This window comes from Glycomyces sp. NRRL B-16210, assembly GCF_000719515.1.
In the GTDB taxonomy this organism is placed as follows: domain Bacteria; phylum Actinomycetota; class Actinomycetes; order Mycobacteriales; family Micromonosporaceae; genus Glycomyces.
The window spans coordinates 40743-62028 of sequence record NZ_JOGR01000016.1; the positions used below are offsets into that span (position 1 = coordinate 40743).

Consider the following 21286-nt stretch of genomic DNA (forward strand, 5'->3'; position numbering starts at 1 on the left):
GGGTACGTTGTACTCTAATATCTGAGTACCGCGTACCCGATTACTCCGTACCCGATTATAGAGGGGCAGTCCATGGCCACCACGACTGTCGAGGCCAACAACCTCGGCAAACGATTCAAGGACACCGCCGCGCTCGACGGTTTCGACCTCGTCGCCGAGTCCGGGAGCGTCCTCGGACTCCTCGGCCCCAACGGCGCCGGCAAGACCACGTGCGTCCGCATCCTCACCACCCTGCTGCGCTTCGACACCGGCAGCGCCACCGTCGCCGGGTTCGACATCGCCCGCGACGCCCGCCAGGTGCGCCGCCGCATCGGCCTCACCGGCCAGCAGACGGCGGTGGACGACCTGCTCACCGCCCGCCAGAACCTCGTCCTGTTCGGCAAGCTCTTCCGGCTCGACAAGAGCCGCGCCCGCGAGCGCGCCGACGAACTGCTCGACCAGTTCGGCCTCGCCGAGGCCGCGAACCGCCAGGCCAAGGGCTTCTCGGGCGGCATGAAGCGCCGCCTCGACCTGGCCGCCAGCATGATCCTGGCCCCGCAGGTCCTGTTCCTGGACGAGCCGACGACCGGGCTCGACCCGGCCGGGCGCCGCGAGGTCTGGGACGCCGTCTCGGGCCTGGCCGCCGACGGCACCACCGTCGTCCTCACCACCCACTACCTCGACGAGGCCGACCGGCTGTGCGACCGGATCGCCGTCATCGACCACGGCCGCAACCTCGTCGACGACACTCCGGCCGGGCTCAAGCGCCGCATGGGTGCCGACCGGCTCGAGATCGTCGCCACCGACCCCGCGGACCTCCCGGCGCTGGGCGAGATCGTGGGCGCGGTCGCCGAAGGCGACGTGACCGTGGACGAGGTCGCCTCCAGCGTCTCGGCGCCGGTCAAGGATCCCGTCGCCGCGCTGACGGCCGCCGCCACGGCGGTCCAGGACCGCTCGCTCACGGTCGCCGACATCGGACTGCGCCGCCCGACGTTGGACGAGGCCTTCCTCGAACTCATCGGCGACACCGAGAAGGAGGACCAGCAGTGACCACCCTCGCACCGCTTCCCGACGAGACCCGCGCCGATCGGCTCAAGTGGACGCTTCACGACTACCGGACCATCGTCGGCCAGGAGTTCACCCACCTGGTGCGTCAGCCCGCGACCTTCGCCTGGCAGCTCGGCTTCCCGATCGTCATGGTCCTGCTGTTCGTGTACGTCTTCGGCTCGGCCATGGACGTCACCGGCGAGGGCGCCGGGGTCGACTACGTCGCCTACGCCATGCCCGGGCTGTTCGCCATGACCATGGCCTTCGGGTTCACCAACACCGCCTGGGCGGTGGCCGAGGCCAAGGAGAAGGGCTTCATCGACCGGGTCCGGTCGATGCCCATGGCCTCCTCGGCGGTCGTGGTCGGGCGCAACATCTCCGACACCATCCACGCCGGTGTGGACCTGTTCATCCTGTTCCTCATCGCCCTCGCCATCGGCTGGCGCAGCGAGGGCTCGGTGATGGAGACGCTGGGCGCGTTCGCGCTGCTGCTGTGGCTGCGCTTCGCGCTCATCTGGGTCGGGGTCTGGATGGGCCTGCTGGTCAAGAACGTCGAGCAGGCCGGGAACCTCTTCGCGATCGCGTTCCCGTTCGGCATGGTCTCGTCGGTGTTCACCCCGCCCGAGCTCATGCCCGGCTGGCTCGGCACCATCGCCGCGTGGAACCCCGTCTCGGCGACGGCGACGGCGATCCGGGAGCTGTTCGGCAACCCGAGCGCGGTCGGGAACTCCTGGCCCGAGCAGCACGCGCTGGGCGCGGCCCTGATCTGGCCGCTGGTGATCACGCTGATCTTCCTGCCGCTGGGTGTGCGCCGCTTCAAGAACCTCGGCCGCTGAGGCCGCAGGGAAACCGGAAACGGGCCCGCGCCGCGAAGCGGCGCGGGCCCACTCTGGCCTGTCGAACGTGAACGGAGCGTTCGCCATAAAACGGACACTGGGGACCCCCCAATTCAACTTTAGGCCGGGGGTGTGACAAGTCGGGAATGCGAGGAGTATTCACTCATACGTTTCGAGCCGAGCCGAGCCGCTGAATGTGAACGGAGCGTCCACCGCAAATCGGACACTGGGGACCCCCCAATTCAACATTAGGCTGGGGGTGTGACAGCGTCCTAATGCGAGAGCATTTCGCCAACTGCCTGCGGCAATGCCCTCGCCAAATCCGAAGCGGTCATCGTCCTGTGGCCCTCGGCCGCGATGCCCGCCGCTTTGCCGTGCAGGAACGCCGCGGCCACCGCCGCCTTCACCTCGTCCATGCCCGAGGCCAGCAGCGAGCCCATGAACCCCGCCAGCACGTCCCCCGACCCGGCCGTCGCCAACTGCGGGCGTCCGGTCGGATTCGCCCACACCGTGCCGTCGCTCGAAGCCACCACCGTGTGATGCCCCTTGAGCAGCACCGTGCAATTGAGCCGCTTCGCCAGCGCCGCCGCCGCGCCCGCCCGGTCCTCGCTCGGCGGCGAACCGTACAGCCGCTCGTACTCCCGGTCGTGCGGCGTCAGCACCACCGGGGCCTCCCGCCTCGCCAGCACCGACGGGTACTCGCCGATGAGCGTCAAGGCGTCCGCGTCCAGCACCGCCGGCGCCGGTGCTGCCAGCACCTCCACCAGTTGCGCGAGCGCGGCCTCATCGGTGCCGAACCCGGGCCCGGCGAGCCACGCCTGCACCCGCCCGGCCTCCTTCACCGTCGGCGTGCACACCACCTCGGGCCTGCTGCGGCGCACGTACTCCGCCGCGGCCCCCGCGTAGCGCACGTACCCGGACGGCCCGGCCAGCGCCCCGTTCACGGCGAGCACCGCCGCGCCCGGATAGCGTTCGGACCCGGCCGCGACGCCGATGACGCCCCTTGTGTACTTGTCGTCGTCCGCTTCGGGCCGGTGCCACCAGGTGGCGATGTCGGTCCCGCTCGCGACGCGCACCGCCGGGTGCGGGTCGAGCGAAGGCCCGAGTCCGATGTCGACGAGCACGAGCCGCCCGGTCAGCAGCGCGGCGCGTCCGAGCACGTGGCAGGGCTTGCGGCAGCCGAAGGCGACCGTGACGTCGGCGGTGACGGCGCTGTCGGGGACCGCGCCGGTGTCGACGTCCACCCCGGACGGCACGTCCACGGCGACGGTGGTGTCGGCTTCGATGCGGCTCAGTTGGTCGAGTGCGCGGGCGGGGAGTCCGGGTCTGCCGCCGATGCCGAGGACGCCGTCCAGGAGCAGGTCGCAGTGCGCGGGCGGGTGGGAGACGAGGCGTCCTCCGGCGCGGGTGAGCGCGGCGGCGGCGAGGGGGTGGACGCGGTCGCCCATGACGGGGACGGCGAAGACGCGGGCGCCGCGGCGGGCGAGTCGCGCGCCGGCGTAGAGGGCGTCGCCGCCGTTGTCGCCCGGTCCGGCGAGGACGACCACGGTGGAGCCGTACACGCCGCCGGGGTTGCGGCGCTTGCGTTGCTTTTGCAGCAGCCGTGCGCATTCGGTGGCGAGTCCGGCCGCGGCGCGTTGCATGAGGGTTCCCGGCGGGAGCCGGGACATGAGTTGGGCTTCGGCGCGGCGGACCGCCGCTGCTGTCCAGGCACCGTCCATGGCTGTCCCTCTCAGGCCCGGTGGGCCGTCATGCCGTCTCGGCGATCACCACCGCTGTGGCGATACCGCCATCATGCGACAGCGATACGTGCCAGCGCGAGACGCCACGCTGGGCGGCGGCTGCGGCGACGGTTCCGGTGATGGACAGGGAGGGGCGCCCGTCGGGGAGGGAGAGGACTTGGCAGTCGGCCCAGTGCATGCCGCCGGGGGCGCCGAGGGCTTTGGCCACGGCCTCCTTGGCGGCGAAGCGGGCGGCGAGGGATTCGGTGCGGCGCGCGCGGCCGTCGGGGGCGCGGCGCTCGGCTTCGGTGAAGAGCTTGTCGGCGACGTGCGGGGTCCGTTCGAGCACGCGCTCGAACCGGTCCACTGCCACTACGTCGATGCCCACGGCGACGATCACCCGTCAAGAGTGCCACGGGATCGGCGGGAGCGCCCTCTTTCCGGACGGTTCACCGCTCCGAGTGACGGTTTGCCCGTGGCCGTTGGGGTTTCGGTGGCGTGCGCCGGGCGGGTTCAGTGGGCGGGGTCGAGGCCGATGGCGGGGAGGATCGCCTGGTCGACGATGGCGGCGAGGTAGTCGTCGCCGGGGTCGGCGCCGGTGTCCATCATCCGCTTGGTGACGAGTGCTTCGCCGAGGTCGACGACGACGGGGGTGAGGCGGGCGGGGTCGAAGTGGCCGTGTTCGGCGTAGTGGCGCAGGACGGTCTGGGTGAAGGTGCCGCCGCGTGCGGCGAAGACGCGTTCGTAGAGGGCTTCGACGGCGGCGCTGTCGCGTCCGGGGTTGGCGACGATGGCCATGACGGCTCTGCCGGCGGGGCTGAAGGCCCAGTCGCACATGAGGCGCAGGGATCGGGTGAGGTCGCCGCGGAGGTCGTCGGCGCCGGGGGCGGGCTGTTCGACGGGGTGGAGGTCGGCGAGGGCGTCGAGGAGGAGGTCGGTGGGGTCGTTCCAGCGGCGGTAGAGGGTGGAGCGGGCGGTGGCGGCGCGTTTGGCGATGGCGTCCATGGTGAGTCGGCCGCCGCGTGCGACTGCGGCCTCTTCGACGGCGGCGGTGTAGATCGCGTCGAGGAGCGCTTTGCCGCGTCTGCGCGTGCGGCCGCCGGTCGGGGTGCCGTTCTCGGTCGCGGCGCCGGTTTCGGTGTCGTCTTCGGCATCGCTGTGGGTGCCGTGTTCGGCACGAGCTTCGACGTCGTCGCCGAAGTCGCCTTCGGCATCGCCTTCGGGCATGAGCCGTCCCCCATTATTAGCTACAGTCGTGTATCTTAAAGTTTTAGATACAGTCCTGTACCTAAAACCTGGAGGCGAGATGACCCTCTCCCCGCCCGCCATTATGAGCACTCCGCTGCGCGAGCGCTCCCTCGCACCCGATCTGGCCAGGGGCCTCATGCTCCTGCTCATCGCACTCGCCCACGCGCACATGTTCCTCGCGCACGAGACCACCGGCTTCCGCGGGTACGCCGTGGACGGCGCCGCGCTCGACCGCGTCGTCGCCGGCCTCCAAGTCCTCCTCGTGGACGGCCGGGCGCTGCCGATGTTCGCCGCCCTCTTCGGTTACGGCCTCGCCCGACTCGCCGCGCGCCGCCAGGACGCGGGACTCGAAGAGCGCCAGGTGAAACGGCTCGTGCGCCGCCGCTCGGCCTGGCTCCTCGCCTTCGGCTTCGCCCACGCGCTCCTGCTGTTCTTCGGCGACATCCTTGCCGCCTACGGCCTCATCGGCCTGGTCTTCGCGCGGCTGCTGTGGAGCCGCGACCGGGTCCTGGTCCGCACCGCCGTCGTCACTGCCGTCGTCCACGTCCTCGTCGTCGCCGGGCTCGGCGCCTCGGCCGAGGCCGCCGGCCACGTCAACTCGATGCCGACGATCATCGCCGACCCGGTCGAGGCCGCCTTCGCGCGCGTCATGGTCTGGTCGGCGCTGACCACCACGTTCTACGTCGTCAGCGTCCTGCCGGCCTTCGCCTTCGGCATCTGGGCGGCGCGCCGGCGCCTGCTCGACGAGCCCGCCCGCCACCTCCCGATGCTGCGGCGCACCGCCTTGTGGGGCATCGGGATCGGCGTCATCGGCGGCCTGCCGCTCATGCTGGTGGACACGCGGCTGTGGGAGGTCGACGGGGCGGGCGGCGTCGCGCTGTACGCCCTCCACAGCGTCACCGGGCTCGCCGCCGGGCTCGGCTACGCGGCGCTCATCGCGGCCTTCGCCGCCCGCCCCGGCCGCGCCGAAGGCCCGATCGCGAAGGCGCTCGCCGCGTGCGGGCAGCGGTCCCTGACCTGCTACCTGCTCCAGTCGGTCGCGTTCGTCGCGCTGTTCACGCCGCTCGCCGGGAACCTCGGCGCGCACTTGGGCGACGCGGCCGCCTCGGGCGTCGCCGTCCTCATCTGGGCCGCAACGGTACTGATCGCCGCCGGCATGGCCCGGGCCGACATGCGGGGCCCGTTCGAGGTCCTGCTGCGCCGACTCACTTACGGCCGCAGCCGATAGCGGTTCGCCCACATAAACCGCGCGCAGCGAAGGGCCCGGCCTGCAAGGCCGGGCCCTCACCGTTCAATCGGCGTGCGACCGGTCAGGTCAGCAGACGGCCGGTTCGACCCAGGTGCATTCGAGGTTGTGGTTCGGGTCCTCGTCGGGGAGCTCGTCCACCGCTTCGGCCTCGGCGAACGCGGAGATCTGGCTCTGCGTGGCCGTGGCGCTGTATCCGGCGAGCGCGGCCGCGATCTGGTCCTCGAGGTCCTTGACCGTGGAGTACAGGTAGTCGTTGAAGATGGCGCTGAAGACCAGTTCGCGTCCGTCCGCGTCGGTGACGTAGCCCGACAGCGCCGAGACGCTCGTCATCGACCCGGTCTTGGCGTGCACGTTCCCTTCGGCGGGGGTGTCGCACATGCGGCCCGCGAGGGTCCCCGCGTCGTCGCCGCAGGCGATCGGCAGGGCCTCGTACCAGGTGTCGAACCAGGGGGCGTCCTGCACGCCGACCAGGAGGTCGGTGAGCATCCCGGCGGTGAGCAGGTTGTGGCGCGAGATCCCCGAGCCGTCGACCTGGCGGACCGGCCCGGTGTCCACGCCGTACGGTTCGATCGCCGCGTAGACGGCGGCCTTGCCGCTCTCGAAGGTGCCCTTGCCGGACGCCTCGTAGCCGAGGGTCTTGAACAGGGCTTCGGCCATGGAGGCGTTGGAGGGCTTGAGGACTTCGGCGGTCAGCTCCGAGAGCGGGGCGGACTCGTGGGCGGCGAGGACCTCGCCGTCTTGCGGGGCGGCCTCGCCGAAGCGGATCTCGCCGTCGACGGTGATCCCGGCTTCGGCGAGGGAGTCGGCGAAGACGTCGGCGACCAGCTGGGTCGGTTCGATGACCGCGCGGGTAGCGAAGGTGCCCTCGCCGCCGGCGGCGACCGTGCCGCCGACGCGGATGACGTTGTCGTGCGGGTCGCGGTCGACGGTCACCTCCGTCGCGGCGCCGGTCGTCGCGTTGTTGACGATCTCGACGTAGTCGTTCGCCGGGACCACGCTGATCTCGGCCGGGTCGCCTTCGGCCGCGCCCGGTTCGATGAAGACGCGCACCGACCCGGCGTTGAAGTCGTCCCCGGAGGCCACGGTGAGCGCCGAGACCTCTGCGGCGTAGGTGTACTGGAGGTCCGACCAGCCCCATTCGGTGCCGGAGCGGACCGCGTCGAAGGCGGTGTCGTCGGCGATCAGGTCGCCGCTCACGCTGGTCACGCCCAGGCCCGCGAGGTCCTCGGCGAGCTTGTCGTAGTCGGCTTCGAGCACCGTGGGGTCGCCCGTGCCGCGCAGGTAGAGGTCGCCGGAGACGAGGCCGTCGACCGGTTCGCCGCCGATGACCTCGGTGACGTAGGTGAAGTCGCCGCCGAGCGCGTCGAGCGCGGCGGCCGTGGTGGTGAGCTTGTCGTTCGAAGCCGGGATGGCGCGCTTGGCGCCTCCGCGGTCGTACAGGACCTCTCCGGTGGCGGCGTCGGCGACGACCACGCCGGTCTGCGAGTCGGTGAGTCGGGGGTCCTGGAGGATGTCGTCGAGGACGGCGGCGAGTGCGGCTTCACCGGTCTCCTCGGCCTGCGCAACGACCGTTGCGGCGAGAGTGACGGCGCCGGCGGCGGTGACCGCCACGGCGCTCGCGATCAGAGTGCGTTTTCTCACAAGGCGAGTCTAGGCCCAGCGGACGCGAGGCTCGCACCCATTCGGGTGGAGGTGTCCTAGATTGCTGCCCCGCAAAGCAACCGAATCGGGCCATAATGAATGCGGCGCGCCCGCCGGGGCGCGCCGCATCCGCTCACGATTCGACGTCCGAAACCGCCGCTCCACAGTGCGGTGATGCGATCGTGCTGCCGCACAAAAGCTTTGAAGCGATCGCTTCGACGCTCGTCGCGTCGCTACTCCACAGTGACCGACTTGGCGAGGTTTCGCGGCTGGTCGATGTCGCGGCCCAGGGCCGTGGCGAACTCGATCGCGAACTCCTGGAGCGGCACGGCCGTCAGCAGCGGCGCCAGCAGCGTCGGCGACGCGGGCGTCTCGATCACGAAGTCCGCGTGGGCGCTGGTGATCCGGTCGCCCTCCTCGCACACGGCGATCACGCGGGCGCCGCGGGCCTTGACCTCCTGGATGTTCGAGATGATCTTGTCGTGCAGGAGCGAGCGCCCCCGCGGGCTCGGCACGATCGCGATGACCGGCGTGCCCTCCTCGACCAGCGAGATCGGGCCGTGCTTGAGCTCCCCGGCCGCGAAGCCCTCCGCGTGCAGGTACGCGAGCTCCTTGAGCTTCAACGCGCCTTCGAGCGCGACGGGGTAGCCGACGTGGCGGCCGATGAACAGGACCCGGCCCCCGCCCGACCCGCCGTTGAGGGCGCAGTCGCGCGCCATCTGCCGCACCGGTTCGAGCCCCTCGATGACCTGCGCGATCTTGCCGGGCGCGGCCACCAGCTCGTCGAGCACCGCCGAGACCTCGTCGGCGTACTTGATGCCGCGCACCTGCGCGAGGTGCAGGCCCACCAGGTAGCAGGCGGCCAACTGCGTCAAGAACGCCTTCGTGGACGCCACGGCCACCTCGATCCCGGCGCGCGTGTACAGCACCGCGTCGGACTCGCGCGGGATCGTCGACCCGACCGTGTTCGAGATCGACAGCACCCGGGCCTTCTGGTCCTTCGCGTGGCGCACCGCCATCAAGGTGTCCATGGTCTCCCCGGACTGCGAGATCGCCACGACCAGCGTGGACCGGTCGAGCACCGGGTCGCGGTAGCGGAACTCGCTCGCCAGCTCGACCTCGCAGGGGATACGGGTCCAGTGCTCGATCGCGTACTTGGTGACCAGACCGGCGTGATACGAAGTGCCGCAGGCGATGATGAACACCTTGTCCACGTCCCGGAAGTCCTGATCGGACATGCGCACCTCGTCGAGGACGATCTGCCCCGACTCGTCGATGCGCCCGCGCAGGGTGTCGGCGACGGCCTGCGGCTGCTCGCGGAGCTCCTTGGCCATGAACGTCTCGTAGCCGCCCTTCTCGGCGGCGGTGATGTCCCAGTCCACACTGAACGGCTTCCCCTCCGAAGGGCTGCCGTCGAAACCGCGCACCGACACGCCCGAGCGGTCGATGGTGACGATCTGGTCCTGGCCCAGCTCGATCGCGTCGGTCGTGTAGGCGATGAACGCCGCCACGTCCGAGGCCAGGAAGTACTCGTCCCGGCCCAGGCCCACCACGAGCGGGGAGTTGCGCCGGGCCCCGACCACCGTGTCGGGGTCGTCGGCGGCGACGGCCAGGAGCGTGAACGCCCCTTCCAGGCGCGAGCACACCCGCGTCATCGCCTCGGTCAGGTTCCCCTCCATCACGTACTCGCGGCCCAGCAGGTGGGCGGCGACCTCGGTGTCGGTGTCGGAGGCGAACTCGATCCCGTCGGACTCGAGCTCGGCCCGCAACTGCGCGAAGTTCTCGATGATGCCGTTGTGGATCAGGGCGATCCGCCCGTCCGCCGACAGGTGCGGGTGCGCGTTCCGGTCCGAAGGCACGCCGTGGGTCGCCCAGCGCGTGTGCCCGATCCCGCAGAACGACTCCGGGAGCGGGTGATCGGCGAGCGCCGCCTCGAGGTTCGCGAGCTTCCCCGCCCGCTTGTCGACTTCAAGGCCGCCCGCCTCGCCGTCCGCGACGAGTGCGACGCCCGCGGAGTCGTACCCGCGGTACTCGAGACGGCGAAGGCCGTCGATCACGACGTCGACGGCACTGCGGCGGCCGACGTATCCAACGATTCCACACATGCGAGCCACCCTACCGCAGTTTCGCGCATCACTCATGCGCGGATTACCGGTAATCGATCACACCATTTGATCGTTATCGAGGTCAGGCGCCGTTCACCCTCAAGAGACCATCGCGATGCCGCGCGTTCCGTCCTCGTTCACGAAACTCACCGCGCCGCCCGAACCCACCGCGCTCAACTGCGCGTCGTGACACCACGCGGCCGGAATCGGCGACTCCCCCTCAGAAGCGCCCTCCGCCAGCTCCTCCTCGAACGCGAGCTGCTCGACCTCGGTCCCCACCACCTGGTACAAGCGGCAATCGGGACTGTTCGGGTCCAGCGAGAGATCAGCGGCCAGCAGCGCCCGGTTGTCCGACAGCACCGTCGCCCACCCGCGCGCCACATCCGGATCCAGCGGCGTGAACCCCAACCGCACCGACTTGCGGTGCAGCTTCTCGCCGGTGTCGGCGTCGAAGGCCATGACCCCCAGCCACGAACCCCCGCGGTCCTTCGCCGTGTAGCACTCGATGATCTGCACCGTCCGCCGATCCGCCAGCGGCGCCTGCGCCTTCACGTCCCCCGCCGGAGCCGCCCCGGCCGCCGGCACCAGCGTCGGCTGCGACAGATGCAGCGTCCCCCCGCACGCCGACGAGTTCGTCGACCCGAACGACTGCCCGTCCGCACGCCAGAGCTCGGACCCGTCGACCACCGCATACGCGATCAACCCGTGCTCGAAGCGCCGCGCCGAGAACGGCCCGTCGGTCACCCGATGCTCGATGCGGCTGTCGATGACCACCGCGTCCCCGGTCACCAGGAACGACTCCGGCACCACCTCGGCCTTCAGGTCCAACTCCTGCTCCCACACGGCCGCCCCGTCGTCCAGGTCGAAGGCCAGCACATAGTCGCGGGCGACCGGCCGGTTCGGCGCGGGCACGCAATCGGCGAGCAGCACCACGCGCTCACCCGCGATCTGCGCGGCCGTGCCCTCGCATCCGGCCGGCATCTCCGCCTCCCACAACCGCTCCCCGTCGAAGTCGTAGACGCGGAACAGGGCACTGCGGTCGCGCGCATACAGCAGGCGGTCGTCGGCCAGCGCCAGCAGCACCCCCGGCGACCCGTCGAAGGCCGCAGTGGCGACCTCCTCGCCGCTGCGGGCCTGGAGGACGCGCGTCTGGAAGTCATCGGCGTTGTCGGCGCGCGGCCCCGAGAGCGCCACGAGATCCTGGCCGTGCGAGAGCACCGGCGACTGGGAGGCGACCCAGTTCCAGCGGCGGTGATACCAGATCGCCGCGCCCGAGGCCGGGTCGAGCATCGTCACCGCCTGCGGGGTCGGCTTGCCGGGATGGTCGGTGCGCAGCAGGCCGTACGGCGTGTCGGTGAACCGCTCGACCCCCGCCAGGGAGACCATGCCGTCCAGGCCCGCCTCGGCGGCGGTGGCACTGGCGACCCGCACGTCCTGGTTCGCCAGCTCCGCCCAGCGCTGCATGGCCGGGGCGAGCGCTGCCGCGACCATGAGGATGATCGCCGAGGCGAGGACCGCGACCTTGCGCCGCAACGGCTTCGGCGTCGGCACCCGCCCGCCCGCGTAGCCCTCGACGACGAACTCGGAGAGGGCGAGCAGGCCGCCGCCGACCACGCCGAAGGCGTAGGCGAGCGCGGCGACCCCGGCGCGGTGGGTGATGAACTGGCCCGGGCCGGCCTCGGGCATCGAGGAGTAGACCGCCCAGCCGGCGGCCGCGGCGAAGACCGCGGCGAACAGGGCGCCGATGATGGTGCGCAGGCCCGCGTGGGCGGCCGCGACGGCGACGACGATCGCGACGGTGAGCACCGAGGCGACGGTGCCGATGATCATGTAGACCCCGGAGGAGCCGGTGCTGGCGCCGTTGCCGAAGGACGCCCAGGCGAGGAGCGCGGCCCAGCAGATGAGGGCGGTGATGCCGGCGGCGCGCAGGAAGACGCGGGCGACCGGGCGGCCGGTCTTCGCCTGGGGCGTGCGCGGGGCGGCGGAGGCCGCGTCGGTGCGGTGGCGGCCGATGCCGGAAGCGCTGTGGGACATGCGTTCTTTCTACCGGTCACCAGCGCCTTGATCCGGGCTTTCGCACAGATCGCGAGCGAGTTTCTCCCTTGAGGCCGGCCATGGGTTCAGGCGCGGCGGGGGAAGCCGCCGATTGCGCGCGGCGATCGGTTTTTGGGCAGCGCTTCGCGAACCGGAAATCGTGTGCACAGCAGCAACCGGGCCACGGGGGTCCGAAGATGTCGGACCCCCGTGGCCGGGTCAGCCGATTGGGTTCTTCGCTCAGATCTCGCCGAGGGGGGCGCTGGCGATCGGGGTGTAGTGCGGCTGCACGCCGACCGGGCCCTTGCCGAAGTCGGACTTGTAGAGCACGACCTCGTTCGCGGTCCAGCTCGGCCCGTAGTAGCGGCGCAGCGTCAGCAGGTCCTGCGCGGCCTGCTGGTTGGTGACGCGGTCGCCGGGGCGCGCGAGGGTCACATGGGGGCGGTACTGCTTCTGGTCCACCGGCAGCCCGCCCGCGATGAGCCCGGCGCGGAGGCGGTGCACGAGGTCGACCAGGGCCGCCACATCGCCGTCGAGACCCGCGTAGACCACCGAATAGCGCCCGCGGCCGAACCTGCCGCCGCCCGAGACGCACAGCCGCATCGGCTCGCTCTCGCTCGCCGCCGCGGCGACGACCTCGGCGGTCTCGGTGCAGCGCTCGACGGGCACCTCACCGAGGAAGGCCACGGTCAGGTGCCAGTTCGCGGCGCGCACGAGCCGCCCGGAGGCGGGTCGGCGGCCGACGGCACCGGGTCTGCTGGGTGCACCGCGTCGCGCGATGTTGAGGTCGGAGACGACCTCGGCCAGATCGGCGACGGCGTTGTCGGGAAGCGGGAGCGCCGCGAAAAGGCGCTCGGTCCGCACCTGGGGTGCGGCCTGTGGAACCGCGGTGGCGGAAGCACTCACTGGATTCCCTCCAGGGGCTCAACTCGGGGTCTGTGACACGCGTCCGCGCTGATTTGTGTGTCCTCGCGGCGTGGTCGGGGCTGTCACGATGTGACCTATCCTCGCAGCAACAAGTCCTGTTAATTCAGTGAAATCCCACAGAACGGGACAGTAATTTCGTAGAAGTAACGCTCAAGTCAGCCCTTGCGGTGGTCGGGACGCAGGAGGTTCACGGCAATTCTGGAGCTTTCGGTCAACTCGTGTGAGTGTCGCGATTGGCGTAGTTCAACCAGTGGGATTCAACGGATAACAACTCGACCGCTCGAGAAGCACCATTCCAGGCCTTCCCACCGTGCCGTCCGGTCCGGTCGACGGCCCGGAGGCCGACTCGACGCGAGGCCGAAAGCGAGCGCCTGGAGCGAGCCCTTCCGGTCCGCGAGCCGCCTTGCCGACCTGCGTCGGCTACGGCATCGCCTTGCCCGGCAGGGCCAGCGCCCGGCGCCGGATCTGCGCGCGCTTGGCGAGCACGACCACCCCAGGGGTGATGATCGCGACCACGCCGCCGAGCCACAGGCCGGCCCTGGCCCCGAACTGCTCCATGAACCAGCCGATCATCGGCGCGAACACGGCGGTCGAGCCGAGGAACACCAGCATATAAAGGCTCAGCACGCGCCCGCGGAAGTCGGCGCGCACGCCGAGCTGGATCCGCTGGTTGGCGGCCTGGGCGTAGTAGATCATCGCGAAGCCGGTCGGCGCGAGCAGCGCCATGGCCCACCACAGGTCCGGGGCGAAACCGACCACGAGCGTGCCGATGCCGAGCAGCGTCGAGGCGGTGAGCATCGTGTTGAGCGTCGGGCGCGCGGACCGGCGCCCGGAGACGAGCGACCCGGCCAGGGCGCCGACCGAGAGCGCGGTCAGCAGCAGGCCGAAGCTGTCGGCGCCGGTGGCGAACTCGGTGCGGGCGAGCATCGAGAGCGTCAGCGGGAAGTTGAAGGTGAAGCCCGAGACCAGGAGCGAGACGAACAGGACGGCGATGAGGTCGGGCCGCTGGGCGGTGTACCGCAGTGCTTCGCGGATGCCGCCGCTGCCGGAGCGGCGGCGCACCGGGTTCGCCAGGGTGCGGCGCAGCAGCACAGTGCAGGCCAGCGCGGGGCCGAGGAAGACCACGCTGCACACGGCGATGACCAGGCCCGTGGAGGTGAGGGCGATGAGCATCCCGGCGAGGGCGGGGCCGACGATGCGGCTGGAGTTGAAGATGGCGCTGCCCAGGCTGACGGCGTTCGGCAGGTCCTCGGTGTCGACCAGTTCGGAGTAGAAGGCCTGGCGGGTCGGGCCCTCGATGACGGCGACCGAGCCGAAGGCGAACATGCCGAGGTAGATCATCCAGATCTGGATGTGCCCGGAGAGGACGACCGCTCCGAGGGTGGCGGTCACGGTGGCCGAGCTGAGGGAGCACAGCAGGAGGATGCGCCGCTTGTCGAAGCGGTCGGCGAGCTTGCCGCCTTGGAGGGCGAACAGGAGATAGGGGCCGAACTGGAGGGCGAGGGACCAGCCGAGGGCGGTGCCGGAGTTCCCCGAGAGTTCGAGCACGAGCCAGCTGACGGCCGTGGTCTGGAGCCAGAACGCGAGGGTCCCCACAAGCTGACCGGAGGCGTAGATACGGAATCCGGGGTAGGCGAGGGCACGGAACGTGCGGCGCAGCTGGCGCAGAATAACCGGGGACATCGCATTCAATGATATTTACTTACCGGTCGGCTAGCTAGTGACTATGACCGACTTCTCTCCCGGCTTCCCAATAGCTGGAATGCGCGCTTTGCGAATTCTCCAGATTCGTTGTGCTGCAAAGAAAGACAAAAAATAAGCGGAACGGGCTGGAAAGCCCGTCCCGCAACGAAACGGAAACCGAACCGCCGCTGTGTTACAGCATTTCGGCCCCGGCACTCGCGTATTTCACTCCGGCCCGGCCCCGGAAAGCGTCTTTTCGGATCGGGCCGCGACGCCCTTTTTCGCGCCTTTCGCCGCCGGACGACTCGCAGTGGCTCCGCCTATGCGTCGCTTCTGCTCGGCACGGCCGCTGGACGACTGCTCCATGGCACGGTCGCCGGGCAATTTCTTCTCGGCTCGGCCGCCGCACTACTGCTTCTCGGGTCCGCAGCTGGACTACTTCTTCTCGGCTCCGCCGAACAAGACATCGTCCCAACCGGGGAGCTGGTTGCGCGGCTTCGATCCCGCGGCGGCCAGCGGCGGGTTGTTCATGTCGTCGTCGGCGACCGAGCGCTTGCCCGGGCGCAGCACCGCGAGCGAGGGCACCTCGGGCGTCTCGCGCTGCTCCTGCGATGTGGTCCCGGGCAGGCCGAGCTGCGAGGTCCGCTTGCCGCGGCCGTGCATGTCGTCGAGCGGGCGCTCCAGGACCTCCCGGAGGCGGTCGCGGCGCAGCGGATCGGAACGCGAGCCGTCGTCGTCCTCGCGCAGTCCGTGCATCGGGTCGCGCGAGGGCCGCACCGGGTCACCGGGGCGCACTCCCAGTTCGGAGGGCGCCTCCTTGGTCCCGGGCACCTGCTGCGGCAGCGGCGTCGAGAGGAACTGCGCCATCTCGTCGTCCGGCGTCACCGTCTGGCGGGCGCGGTCGAGCTTCCAGCGGGCGCGGGCGGTCGTCTTGCCCGAGGACCATGAGGCCTGCACGAGCCACGAGCCGTCCTCGGTGCGCCAGGCGTCCCACGAGACCGCCTCGGGGTCGACCCCGTGCGTGCCGAGCTTCACGTCCACCACATTGGACATGCGCTCGCCTCGCTCGGAGGTCGCCAGCCGCGAGCGGCGGGCCGCCTGGGCGAGCATCGCCCGCTCCTGGAGCACCGGTCCCGCGTAGCGCAGGACCCGGTCGACCGCGACCTGCGCGGACGCGGCGATGTCCTCGGCGCTCTCGCCGGAGCGGATGCGGGTCTGGATGTCGCGGGGGGAGAGGCTGACGGCGGCGGGGCGCTGCTGGGCGGGGCGGTTCGGGCGCTCCGGCTTCGCCGGAGGCGTGTCCACTTTGGCCCGGATCGCGTTGCCGGCCTCGGGCACGTCGACGACGGCCGCGACGCGTTCGTCGAGCGGCAGTGCCAGCAGCCTTCCGAGTTCGTCGGCGAGCACCAGCGCATGACCGTCCTCTGAGAGGGCTACGAACCGAACCGGCCTCATGCCTTCCACCCCTCGCGTGTCTCCGTCAGCGCCGCTTTGCCAGCTTGCCAGCTCATCCGAGCGTACGCCCAACCCTACCGGCGGACCACAACCGGCGGGGTGCCGATAAGGGAACGCCTTCCACGAACTGGCGAGCGGCGCTCCGCACGGCCGTCCCCGCGGTGAGACGACGCCTCATGTGCACGTGACCGATTGTCGCAGGGACTGACGCAGCGTACATTGGCTGCGTGTCCACGGAAGGAAATTCCCAGCCCCCGGCCGCGCCCGGATCCTCGGCGAAGTCGCGCGAGGCCTATCAGCGCGTCAAGCGCTCCCCCGAGCTGCCCGCCCCCAAAGCGGTGCAGATGCGCATGACCCCGATCGCCGCCGCCGGGACCCTATTGTGGATGGTCGCGCTGATCCTCACCTGGATCTTCCGCGACGAGCTGGCCGAATCGGGCCGCGAGTGGTGGGGCGCGTGCGCGCTCACCGGCGTGATCATCGGCCTCCTCGGCACCACCATGATGATCGTGGCCGACCGGCGCCACTTCGGCAAGTCGGACCAGGACCGCACCTGACGGCCGCAGAGGCCGGGTCAGAGCGACCGGTTCTGGAAGTCCGGTCGCCGAGATGCCTTACAGCAGCTCGGAGCCCTCGTCGTCGTAGATGATCTCGGACTTGTCCACGCCCTGCGGGGTGGTGTCCACGAACTCGCTGATCTGGGAGTGCGCGCCGCAGCCGTGGTCGGCGGAGACGACGCGGGCGTCCTCTGAGGAGTACAGGTTCGCGCAGGCCCCGAAGGCCAGGCGCATCGACCCGGCGAGCGGCAGGAAGAATCCGCAGGTGCCGCAGCGCGCGGGCGCCGGAGCGGCCTCGGCGATCGGCGCGGTGGGTCCGCGGTCGCCGTCGTACCAGCGCTGCGCGACCTCGGCGCGGCCCTCGCGGTTCATCACGCGCTCGCGCCCGAGCCCCAGCTCGCCGGCGATGTCCTCGACGGCGTCGTCGTCGGAGTACTGGTAGGCGGGCATGAGCCGGTCGTCGTCCTCCTCGGTGGGGAGGACTTCGCCGGTGCCGACCTCGCCGCCCTGGAGGCGCTCGGACCACGGCACCCAGGCGGGGGCGCGGAGTGCGTCCTTGCCGGGCAGCAGCGCGGTCTCGGAGACGGTGGCGGCGCGAGCGCGCGGGGCGCGGGTGAGCACGACGGCCCAGCGCCAACCGCGGTAGCCCGCCAGCGTGCATTCGAAGTAGTGGGTGACGACGCGGTCGGTCTCGGCCTCGACGCTCAGGTGTTCGCCGATCCCGTCGCCCGCCTCTTCGGCGGCTTCTCGGGCTTGGTCGACGGCGTCGGCCAAGACCTTGTCCAGGCGCGGCTTGCGGGTCCGGGACTTCGCGGTGGCGGTAGAGCTCTCAGGCACGTTCCCAAGCATAGGTCAGCTCGCCGCCGCACCAGGCGGACGGTGCGCCGACCGGGACGCGGGATACGACACATTCACCCGTTCGAGTCCGCAGGCCCCCGAATTGTCAGACCCCTGTGGCACGGTTTTGAACCGGGGGCCCAGCGAATTCGGGTGTCAAACCTTCGTGTCATGCCCTCCGGGCGGTAGCCCGGCGATCCGGTAGTCGGGTTCGGCAGAGCCAGAATGTCGGACCCCTGTGTCATGGTGTTGAACCGGGGGCCCAGCGATTCCGGGTGTCAAACCTTCGCGTCATGCCCTCCGGGCGGTAGCCCGGCGATCCGGTAGCCGAGTCCGGCCTAGCCAGAATGTCGGACCCCTGTGTCACGGTATTGAACCGGGGGCCCAGCGAATCGGGGCGTCAAACCTTCGCGTCATGCCCTCCGGGCGGTAGCCCGGCGATCCGGTAGTCGAGTCCGGCCTAGCCAGAATGTCGGACCCCTGTGTCATGGTGTTGAACCGGGGGCCCAGCGAATCGGGGCGTCAAACCTTCGCGTCATGCCCTTTGCACGGCTGCCGGCGGCCCGGCGGCCGGTCACCGGCGGCAGCCCCGTCTCACCGAGCCGTTGCGAGGCGGGCGCCACGTTCGCTGCGGGCGTTCACCGCTCCTCCCACCCGGTAGGTTTGGACCCATGCGAATACTCGTCGTGTGCGCGGTCGCCGAAGAGGCCCAGGCCGTCGAGGCCGGGCGCTCCCTCCGCCACGAACTGGACATCCTCGTCTGCGGCGTCGGACCCGCCGCCGCCGCGGCCGCCACCGCCCGGGCCATCGCCGACAACAGCCACATGGGCCGCGCCTACGACGTGGTCGTCAACGCCGGCATCTGCGGGGCCTTCCGCGGCAAGGCCGACATCGGCGACGTGCTCATCGCCACCGACTCCGTCGCCGCCGAACTCGGCGTCGCCCTCCCCTGGCGGTTCCAGCCGATCGACGAGATCGGCTTCGGCACCAACCGGATCGGCTGCAACACCGTCCTCACCGTCGCCGTCGAAGGCGTGCGTGGCGAGATCCTCACCCTCGCCTCCATCACCGGCTCCGACGGCCTCGCCGCCAACCTCGCCCACCGCTACCCCGACGCGGTCGGCGAGGCCATGGAGGGCTTCGGCGTCGCCACGGCCGCGCAGCAGGCCGGCCTGCCGTTCGCCGAGATCCGCACCGTCTCCAACTTCATCGGCGACCGCGACGTCGAGCACTGGGACTGGGGCTCGGCCCTGAAATCGCTCACCGCCGCGATCAGGGAGCTGTAACCGTGGCCGCGCTCGGAATCCCCTTCGACGACGCCCCCTTCAATCAGGCCTCGTCCCGCAACGCCCCGCCGGTACTGCACCTGGCCCACTCGCCGTGCCCGAACGACACCTTCATCTACCACGCGTGGACCTCCGGCCTCATCGAAGGCGCCCCCGCCACCAAGCTCACCTTCGCCGACATCGACGTCACCAACACCGCCTGCGCGCGCGGCGAATTCGACGTCGCCAAGGTCTCCTACGCGGCCCTGCCGCACCTCGGCGACCAGTGGCGGCTCCTGCCCGCCGGCGGCGCGCTCGGTCGCGGCTGCGGCCCCCTCGTCCTCACCGCCGGACCGCTCGGACCCGGCGGCCTCGCCGGGAAGCGCGTGGCCGTGCCCTCCGACCGCAGCACCGCCTTCCTCCTGTTCAACCTGTGGCTGCGGGACCTCGGCGGCGCCGACGGGCCGCTGCGGGACGTGGCCTGGGAGGTCGTGCCCTTCGACCAGATCATGCCCGCCGTTCGCGCGGGCCGATACGACGCCGGGCTTGTGATCCACGAAGCCCGGTTCACCTACCGCGACCACGGCCTCGAATGCCTCGTCGACCTCGGCGAATGGTGGGAGTCGAGCACCGGCGGCCCGATCCCGCTCGGCGCGATCGTCGCCAAGGCCCACCTCGACACCGAGGCGATCACCGCGGCCATCCGCGCCTCCCTCGACCACGCCTGGGCGCACCCCGAGGACAGCCGCGCCTACATCGCCGAGCACGCCCAGGAGATGTCCGAGGACGTGTGCCGCCAGCACATCGAGCTGTACGTCAACGAGTTCTCCCGCGACCTCGGCGCCGAAGGCCGCCTCGCGGTCGAGCGGCTTCTGGGCGGCGCGGCCGAACTCGGGCTCGTTCCCGAACTCACCATCCCGATCCCCTGATCGGCACCGAGCGAGGCGGCAATATCCTTGGCCGACAAGCTTTTCGGTGACCGCGCGCGATCCGAGGCCCCGGCCCCGCCTCGCGTTCCCGGGTCGGACCTGCCGCGGTGACGCGCGGCGGGACCGTACGTGGCGGGACGGTCACCCGGCTGTTCCAGATCCCGGCCCGCGCCACGCTAGGCTTGACGGACCTGTCAGTTCCCCAGAAGAAGAGAAGTTCGAGGTACAGCGGTGCCCAGTGGTCGAGTGAAATGGTTCGACGCCGAGAAGGGATTCGGATTCGTCTCCCGTGACGACGGCGGCAAGGACGTCTTCGTGCACCGCGACGCGCTGCCCGAAGGCGTCGAAGAACTCGCCAAGGGCACGAAGGTCGAGTACAGCATCATCGACACCCGCCGCGGGGTCCAGGCCATGGGCCTGCACGTCGTCGCCGCCCCGCCCGGGGCCGCCGCGGCCGCCGTCGAGACCTCCAAGCGCTCGCCCGAGGAGCTCAACAGCCTCTTGCAGGACCTCATCGGGGTCCTGGAGCAGCAGGTCATGCCGCCGCTCTCGCGCGGGCGCCACCCGGACCGCAAGACCGGCGCCAAGATCGCCGAACTGCTCCGCGCCGTCGCCAGCGACCTCGAATAGTCCCGCCCGGCCCCGCCGAACACCGAGCTTTTCTCACGAGAGGCCCGATGTCACACCCGTGCGTCAGGGTTGTCGACCGGGGGGCCTTCGGTTGGAACATATCCGTAATGTCCCTGGAAAACGGTCAGTCGCGTTCGGCGGGATAGGCTCTGTCCCGTGACCACCCAGGCGACTCCCCAGACGACCGGCGTCCCCGGCGACGCCACCGACGACAGTGTCACCAACGGCGGCCCCGCGGACCGCAGCGGCTCCGAACGCGCCGCCGGCGACCCGGTCGAGGCGCTCCTCGACCGGCTCGCCTCGCTGCCCTCCCTCATGGTCGCCTTCTCCGGCGGCGCCGACTCGGCGTTCCTCCTCGCCGCCGCCGTCCGCGCCCTCGGGCCCGACCGCGTCGAGGCCGCCACCGCCGTCTCGCCCTCCCTGCCGCGCAGCGAACTCGACCGCGCCCGCGAATTCACCGCGGGCCTCGGCGTCGCCCACCACGCGCCCGCCACCGACGAACTCTCCCGCGAGGGCTACCGCGCCAACGCCGGGGACCGCTGCTTCTTCTGCAAGACCGAACTCATGAGCGTCGTCGGCCCCCTCGCCGCCGCCCGCGGCGTCGCCGCCGTCGCCACCGGCACCAACGCCGACGACCTCCGCGCCGGATTCCGGCCCGGCATCCGCGCCGCCGCCGACGCCGGGGCGATCACGCCCCTCGCCGACGCCGGGCTCACCAAGACCGCGATCCGCGCCGTCTCCAAGGCCTGGGGACTCTCCACTTGGGACAAACCCGCCGCCGCCTGCCTCGCCAGCCGCATCGCCTACGGCGTCGAGGTCACCGCCGACGGGCTCGAACGCGTCGCCGCCGCCGAACGCTCGCTGCGCCGCGCGCTCGCCGAGGCGGCGATCCCGGTGCGGAACCTGCGCGTGCGCGACCTCGGGGACGACACCGCGAAGATCGAGATCGACGCCGAACTCGTTGCGGCCGTTGCTGACCGGCCCGGCGTGCTCGCCGCTGTGGAAGGGTTCGCCTCGGTGCGGCTCGACGAGCGCGGCTTCCGCTCGGGCGCGATGAACGAACTGCTCCCCGACCCCGAGCGCTACCGCTGAAGTCCGAGACGAGAGTGCCCGGTGGGGCGGCGGCGATCGTCAGTGGAGGAT

At 71.0% G+C, this 21286-nt stretch carries 18 protein-coding genes; 8 read left to right on the plus strand and 10 right to left on the minus strand.

The features are described 5' to 3' along the window. Window positions 1-72 precede the first annotated feature (72 nt). Window positions 73-1029, plus strand: coding sequence for a daunorubicin resistance protein DrrA family ABC transporter ATP-binding protein (locus IF12_RS0121190; RefSeq protein WP_030162077.1), 957 nt, complete (start codon window positions 73-75; stop codon window positions 1027-1029). Beyond that, window positions 1026-1862, plus strand: coding sequence for an ABC transporter permease (locus tag IF12_RS0121195; RefSeq protein WP_030162079.1), 837 nt, complete (start codon window positions 1026-1028; stop codon window positions 1860-1862). Before IF12_RS0121190 ends, IF12_RS0121195 begins: the two co-directional genes overlap by 4 nt. Before the next feature lie 272 nt (window positions 1863-2134). Here IF12_RS0121195 and IF12_RS0121200 read toward each other — a convergent pair whose 3' ends face one another. The 3 genes from IF12_RS0121200 to IF12_RS0121210 all read right to left on the minus strand — a co-directional run bounded on the left by IF12_RS0121200 (window position 2135) and on the right by IF12_RS0121210 (window position 4810). Beyond that, window positions 2135-3583, minus strand: a complete 1449-nt coding sequence (locus tag IF12_RS0121200; RefSeq protein ID WP_030162081.1) for a bifunctional ADP-dependent NAD(P)H-hydrate dehydratase/NAD(P)H-hydrate epimerase — start codon at window positions 3581-3583, stop codon at window positions 2135-2137. A gap of 28 nt (window positions 3584-3611) precedes the next feature. Then, a complete protein-coding gene (locus IF12_RS0121205) occupies window positions 3612-3983 on the minus strand; it encodes a holo-ACP synthase (protein ID WP_030162083.1) in 372 nt (123 codons plus the stop codon). Window positions 3984-4096: 113 nt separating this feature from the next. Continuing rightward, window positions 4097-4810 carry a TetR-like C-terminal domain-containing protein gene (locus IF12_RS0121210; RefSeq protein WP_081913819.1) on the minus strand — a complete coding sequence of 238 codons (714 nt, stop codon included), beginning with the start codon at window positions 4808-4810 and terminating at the stop codon, window positions 4097-4099. A gap of 103 nt (window positions 4811-4913) precedes the next feature. Here IF12_RS0121210 and IF12_RS0121215 point away from each other — a divergent pair, with 103 nt between their 5' ends. Continuing rightward, window positions 4914-6059, plus strand: coding sequence for a DUF418 domain-containing protein (locus tag IF12_RS0121215; protein WP_197034826.1), 1146 nt, complete (start codon window positions 4914-4916; stop codon window positions 6057-6059). An 87-nt stretch (window positions 6060-6146) separates the two neighbouring features. On the opposite strand, the gene dacB is transcribed toward IF12_RS0121215, so the two are convergent. The 6 genes from dacB to sepH all read right to left on the minus strand — a co-directional run bounded on the left by dacB (window position 6147) and on the right by sepH (window position 15925). Next, window positions 6147-7721 carry a D-alanyl-D-alanine carboxypeptidase/D-alanyl-D-alanine-endopeptidase gene (gene dacB, locus IF12_RS0121220; protein WP_030162089.1) on the minus strand — a complete coding sequence of 525 codons (1575 nt, stop codon included), beginning with the start codon at window positions 7719-7721 and terminating at the stop codon, window positions 6147-6149. Between the two features lie 233 nt (window positions 7722-7954). Next, complete coding sequence (glmS, locus tag IF12_RS0121225; protein ID WP_030162091.1) at window positions 7955-9826, minus strand: glutamine--fructose-6-phosphate transaminase (isomerizing); 1872 nt, start codon at window positions 9824-9826, stop codon at window positions 7955-7957. Window positions 9827-9925: 99 nt separating this feature from the next. After that, the gene (locus IF12_RS0121230; RefSeq protein ID WP_030162092.1) at window positions 9926-11860 is read right to left on the minus strand and encodes a PQQ-binding-like beta-propeller repeat protein; all 1935 of its coding nucleotides are present in this window, start codon (window positions 11858-11860) and stop codon (window positions 9926-9928) included. Between the two features lie 240 nt (window positions 11861-12100). Beyond that, entirely contained in the window at window positions 12101-12766 is a 666-nt protein-coding gene (gene thpR / locus IF12_RS23450; RefSeq protein ID WP_081913820.1) for an RNA 2',3'-cyclic phosphodiesterase, read from the minus strand. Between the two features lie 441 nt (window positions 12767-13207). Next, on the minus strand, window positions 13208-14470 hold the full coding sequence (locus IF12_RS0121240; RefSeq protein ID WP_081913821.1) for an MFS transporter: 1263 nt from the start codon (window positions 14468-14470) through the stop codon (window positions 13208-13210). Between the two features lie 435 nt (window positions 14471-14905). Next, on the minus strand, window positions 14906-15925 hold the full coding sequence (gene sepH / locus IF12_RS0121245; protein ID WP_030162098.1) for a septation protein SepH: 1020 nt from the start codon (window positions 15923-15925) through the stop codon (window positions 14906-14908). Window positions 15926-16152: 227 nt separating this feature from the next. On the opposite strand from sepH, the gene IF12_RS24480 reads away from it, so the two are divergent. After that, the gene (locus IF12_RS24480; RefSeq protein WP_051704713.1) at window positions 16153-16482 is read left to right on the plus strand and encodes a DUF2530 domain-containing protein; all 330 of its coding nucleotides are present in this window, start codon (window positions 16153-16155) and stop codon (window positions 16480-16482) included. A 57-nt stretch (window positions 16483-16539) separates the two neighbouring features. Here the strand turns inward: IF12_RS24480 and IF12_RS0121255 are convergent, their stop codons facing one another. Next, window positions 16540-17319, minus strand: coding sequence for a DUF3027 domain-containing protein (locus IF12_RS0121255; RefSeq protein ID WP_051704714.1), 780 nt, complete (start codon window positions 17317-17319; stop codon window positions 16540-16542). A 671-nt stretch (window positions 17320-17990) separates the two neighbouring features. On the opposite strand from IF12_RS0121255, the gene mqnB reads away from it, so the two are divergent. The 4 genes from mqnB to larE all read left to right on the plus strand — a co-directional run bounded on the left by mqnB (window position 17991) and on the right by larE (window position 21235). Then, window positions 17991-18605, plus strand: coding sequence for a futalosine hydrolase (mqnB, locus tag IF12_RS0121260; protein ID WP_030162109.1), 615 nt, complete (start codon window positions 17991-17993; stop codon window positions 18603-18605). Window positions 18606-18679: 74 nt separating this feature from the next. Then, window positions 18680-19513, plus strand: a complete 834-nt coding sequence (locus IF12_RS0121265) for a 1,4-dihydroxy-6-naphthoate synthase (protein WP_030162111.1) — start codon at window positions 18680-18682, stop codon at window positions 19511-19513. Between the two features lie 231 nt (window positions 19514-19744). Beyond that, complete coding sequence (locus tag IF12_RS27080) at window positions 19745-20143, plus strand: cold shock domain-containing protein (protein WP_035749916.1); 399 nt, start codon at window positions 19745-19747, stop codon at window positions 20141-20143. Between the two features lie 156 nt (window positions 20144-20299). Beyond that, on the plus strand, window positions 20300-21235 hold the full coding sequence (gene larE / locus IF12_RS0121275; RefSeq protein ID WP_231492673.1) for an ATP-dependent sacrificial sulfur transferase LarE: 936 nt from the start codon (window positions 20300-20302) through the stop codon (window positions 21233-21235). Window positions 21236-21286 lie beyond the last annotated feature (51 nt).

Coding starts and splice junctions, on each gene's coding strand:
- IF12_RS0121190 (WP_030162077.1), top strand. CDS start 73: ATGGCCACCACGACTGTCGAGGCCAACAACCTCGGCAAACGATTCAAG.
- IF12_RS0121200 (WP_030162081.1), bottom strand. CDS start 3,583: ATGGACGGTGCCTGGACAGCAGCGGCGGTCCGCCGCGCCGAAGCCCAA.
- IF12_RS0121210 (WP_081913819.1), bottom strand. CDS start 4,810: ATGCCCGAAGGCGATGCCGAAGGCGACTTCGGCGACGACGTCGAAGCT.
- IF12_RS0121215 (WP_197034826.1), top strand. CDS start 4,914: ATGAGCACTCCGCTGCGCGAGCGCTCCCTCGCACCCGATCTGGCCAGG.
- glmS (WP_030162091.1), bottom strand. CDS start 9,826: ATGTGTGGAATCGTTGGATACGTCGGCCGCCGCAGTGCCGTCGACGTC.
- IF12_RS0121230 (WP_030162092.1), bottom strand. CDS start 11,860: ATGTCCCACAGCGCTTCCGGCATCGGCCGCCACCGCACCGACGCGGCC.
- IF12_RS0121240 (WP_081913821.1), bottom strand. CDS start 14,470: ATGTCCCCGGTTATTCTGCGCCAGCTGCGCCGCACGTTCCGTGCCCTC.
- sepH (WP_030162098.1), bottom strand. CDS start 15,925: ATGAGGCCGGTTCGGTTCGTAGCCCTCTCAGAGGACGGTCATGCGCTG.
- mqnB (WP_030162109.1), top strand. CDS start 17,991: ATGCGAATACTCGTCGTGTGCGCGGTCGCCGAAGAGGCCCAGGCCGTC.